Below are 4,097 nucleotides of genomic sequence, written 5' to 3' on the forward strand. Positions count from 1 at the left end.
GAACTCAGGCAAAGACAAGCCTTTTTGCATCTGAATGCCATTGATGGGCATGATCCACCTCCGCAAAACAGAACGTTCGTTCACTTTACGCCGCGCGAATGGCTAAATCAAGGGATCCTGAGCAAGAGACATAATCAGGAAACAATATTTGTTTGTCATTTTTATAATGCACTACGTCTTAATCACATCATTAAATAACTTACAAAGCTGCAAGTAAACACCCTACCCGTCGATTACTTAGCCCTCGTTTTAAGGCTAGTAATCATTCGAATCAACTCTAAAGCAGGGCGCTGCTCAATTGCTGAAGTTTGCCTGTCTTGGCTAAGCACACGCAGGGGGATAAATACGCGCCGAGATAATAAGCTGGCACCGCTATTGCCCGTGCTCTGCCGTGCAAAGGCTATATTGAGGTTTCCCCAGTCGTTGTAATCGCTTAATACTGAAACGCTGGAATCTTGATTAATATCTCTTGAATAGGTATTGGCATTTTGTGTGCCATTGGTATTCCAGTCGGCATAAAACCCGCCATTATTTCCACGGCCAATGATGGCGGATTCAAGCAGGCTGCTTTCATTTAAGCTAATGCCGCTGCCATCGGAGTAATCCATTTTATAATCTGTGCCGCAGGGGCTGGCGTCAATATTGCAAATATTTCCCCAGCTAAAACCTAGCGCGTTATTATTTAAGTAATAGCGCTGCACGGCGCTATTTGTTTTAGGATCAGAGCCTAGGCCAGGTAATTGATAAAGGTAATTCATGATACTGTAGTAATTAGGTTTGTAATTATTAGATTCATTACCGCCATGCTCTAAGCCAAAATTGTGGCCCAATTCATGCATAATTGTGCTGGCCTGATAATTAAGCAATAAATTAGTATTACTGCCTGATCCCGTTGATAATCCCCAGCTACCCAATGTCACCATTGAATCATTGCCATTCACTTCAGCGATGCCAGATGAGCCAGCCGAGCCGTCTAATTCTTGGGAATTGGCCATAATCAGATAATGAAAGATGGTTTTACGCCGGATATCTAAGCTCGCAGATTTATAGCTATATAAAGAGGCACAGCCTGTTTTGCTATCTAAACTCAAACATTTGGCATAGCTCACCACATTTGCTCCGCCTGCCAAGCCGCCACCCAGATTAAATAAGGCGGGGTTAAAACTGGCGGCATAAAGGCTGCCGGTATCAAAATGAATACTAAAGCCTCTGGCGGCAAAAACATCGGCTACTTTTTGCAAAGCTTCTTTGCGCGGGGTAATGCCGGCATCGCTGGAAATCATATGATCAACTTGTACAAAGATATCGCGCTGATTCGCCCTTGCCCCCATCGCAAACAAATCTAGTCCGCCAAATGTGCCACCCGCAACTTCTGCACTATCAGGGATGCCATCGTTATCGCTATCTGCCGCTGTGGCGGGCACATCGTTGCGCCCGCCGGGCGTGGCGAAAGAAACCTGCAGCCAGTCTGCCGCGCTATTGCTATTGCCTTGCAGCGGAAACGGCCTGACTAGCGATTTGCCATAATCTTGCGAAGTGGCAGGCATGGCAGCCACATTGGCTCCTGCCCATGCGCTGCTGCTTAAAGGCACATGGCTGCTATTGCCAAAGCGGACAAAATCTAAAGTGGCCCCAGCAAAAGTCAGCTCCACAGCGCCATTGGCATCCCAGAAAGGCACGGCTTCGCCATTTTTGATATAGGCCACCTGGCTATTATCGCTAACGCTATCGTCAATTTTAGCAATCAGCACAAAATAGCCCCCCGCTGCCAGCGTGATCGCAGGCAGGCTAAAGCTAACGGGGGAGCTGGAAACGGTAAATGGCGATGAGCGCAGGCCAGAGCGAGTACGCAGGCTTACGCCGCTGAGCGACACCGCACTGGCGCTTGGGTTATGAATTTCTAGCCATGCACCGGCGTTGGTCGAATCATTGCTAGACACTTCGCTGATTAATAGGCCCGCATTGGCCGCCGTAACGGGCGCAGGCGTAGGAACGGGGCTGGGCTGTGAAGTGGGGATAGGGGCCAAAGTAGGGGTCAGCGTGGGGCTAGGGCTGGAGCTAGGTAAAAAGGTAGGGACGGCACTGGGCTGAGGCGCGGCGGTAGGAATGGCGGTGGGTATAACGCTAGGAGTAACCGAAGGTAAAACAGTGGGGATAGGCGTCGCTGTCACGACTGGCGAAACGGGCGTTGGCGCCACGCTCTCTGAAGAGCCGCCTCCTCCCCCTCCGCAGGCCGTTAAACTGATCAAGACCAACAACCATAAATACAGCAAAGTTGGTTTCATTCAGCCAGCCCCTTATTCCCACCCAAACACGCCCTAGCGCAAAGCTGCGCCCCCTCTTTACCATAGCAAACAGACGATTGCTCGGCAGGGAATCATTGGCGGATAAGCATGGTGTGGGGGGATAAAGACTTGCCCACCTTACAAGGAGTGCTCCACCGCGGAAACACCTCCCCAGTATAAAACCCAAATCTTGAAACACTTCGGCCCCAGAGAACACGGAGTTTCACGGAGAAACCCTTATATATGCTTTTCTCCGTGGTTTAAGACTTGGGTTTTAGTCTTGGGTATAACTTAAACAGTAAGCATTCAATGCAAAACCGCTACTCGCTCACATGTTCAATTTGCAGCTGCACCACGCGGTTGCCGCGGAACTCGTTTACGCCGATGCGGTACACTGCGAGGATTTTGGGCGGCAGCGGGTCCGCATGACCAAAGCGCATGGCGTCCAGCACTAGGCCGTGCGGATTGGCGAGTTTGAGTTTTAAGTGCCGCTCGCCTACAAGGCGCTGCTCAACCACGGTGAATTCGCCCTGGAACATCGGCGCGGGAAAGCCTTGGCCCCAAACTTGTCTGTCTAGCGTTTCAGCCACGTCTAGCGCAAAAGATTCGGTGGCCAGCTCGCCATCGGTTTCAATTTTTCGCTCCAGCGTGTCGGCATCCATCAGCTCAAGGCACACCGCCTCGAACGCGGCTTTAAAGCGCGCAAAGTCGGCTTGACGCAGGCTTAAACCCGCAGCCATAGCGTGGCCACCAAATTTCAAAATCAAATCAGGGTGGCGTTTGGATACCAAATCTAGCGCATCGCGCAAATGCAGGCCAGGGATGGAACGGCCCGAGCCTTTGATTTCATCGTCATTGCCATCGGCAAACACGATGGTTGGGCGGTGAAATCTATCTTTCATTCTGGAGGCAATAATCCCCACCACGCCCTGATGCCAATCGCCCTGATAAAGGCTAATGCTGTAAGCGTCTTCTACATCTATGCCCGCCAAAATGGCTTCCGCCTCGGCGCGCATGCCCACTTCAATCTCGCGCCGCTCGCGGTTCATGCTGTCCAGCTCTTTGGCTAGCGGCGTAGCGGCGGCTTCTGAATCAGCCAGAAGGCAGGCGATGCCCAAGCTCATATCGTCCAAACGCCCTGCAGCATTGAGCCTTGGCCCCAGCGTAAAACCCAGATCAAAGCACGATGCCTTAAAAGGGAAACGCCCCGCTGCAGTAAACAAAGCCAGCACACCCGCACTGGCCCGCCCTGCCCGCATGCGCTTTAATCCCTGCTCAACCAAGATGCGATTATTGCCGTCCAGCCGCACCACATCGGCCACCGTACCCAAGGCAACCAAATCCAGCAGCGTCGCCAAGTTAGGCTCTTTGATGCCGGCAAAAACCTGCCGCTCGCGCAGCTCGGCCCGCAGCGCCATCAGCACATAAAACATCACCCCTACCCCAGCTAGATTTTTGCTGGCAAAAGTACAACCCGGCTGATTAGGATTCACAATTAGCGTGGCGGGCAGTTCATCGCCAGGTAAGTGGTGATCGGTAATCAGCACATCAATACCACGCGCCTGCGCTGCGGCCACACCGGCCACACTGGCAATGCCGTTATCCACCGTTAAAATTAAATCTGGCGACTTTTGCGCTGCCAGTTCAACGATTTCTGGCGTAAGGCCGTAGCCATATTCAAAGCGGTTCGGCACCACAAAATCGACCACCGCGCCCAGCATGGCAAGGCCCCGCATCCCCGCCGCGCAAGCCGTAGCGCCATCGGCATCGTAATCGGCCACGATCAGAATCCGCTCTTTGGCGGCTATCGCA

The 4,097-nt window shown here is 52.3% G+C and carries 3 protein-coding genes; 1 reads left to right on the forward strand and 2 read right to left on the reverse strand.

The features are described from left to right. On the forward strand, positions 1 to 198 hold a 198-nt coding region (locus Q0R17_RS03610; RefSeq protein WP_293932180.1), incomplete at its 5' end, for a hypothetical protein. 35 nt (positions 199 to 233) lie between these two features. Here Q0R17_RS03610 and Q0R17_RS03615 read toward each other — a convergent pair. Beyond that, the gene (locus tag Q0R17_RS03615) at positions 234 to 2,285 is read right to left on the reverse strand and encodes a lamin tail domain-containing protein (protein ID WP_293932181.1); all 2,052 of its coding nucleotides are present in this window, start codon (positions 2,283 to 2,285) and stop codon (positions 234 to 236) included. Positions 2,286 to 2,605: 320 nt separating this feature from the next. Then, a partial coding sequence (gene recJ / locus Q0R17_RS03620) for a single-stranded-DNA-specific exonuclease RecJ (protein ID WP_293932183.1) occupies positions 2,606 to 4,097 on the reverse strand: 1,492 nt, incomplete at its 5' end.

The sequence above is a fragment of the Iodobacter sp. genome (assembly GCF_025352645.1).
Classification (GTDB): domain Bacteria; phylum Pseudomonadota; class Gammaproteobacteria; order Burkholderiales; family Chitinibacteraceae; genus Iodobacter.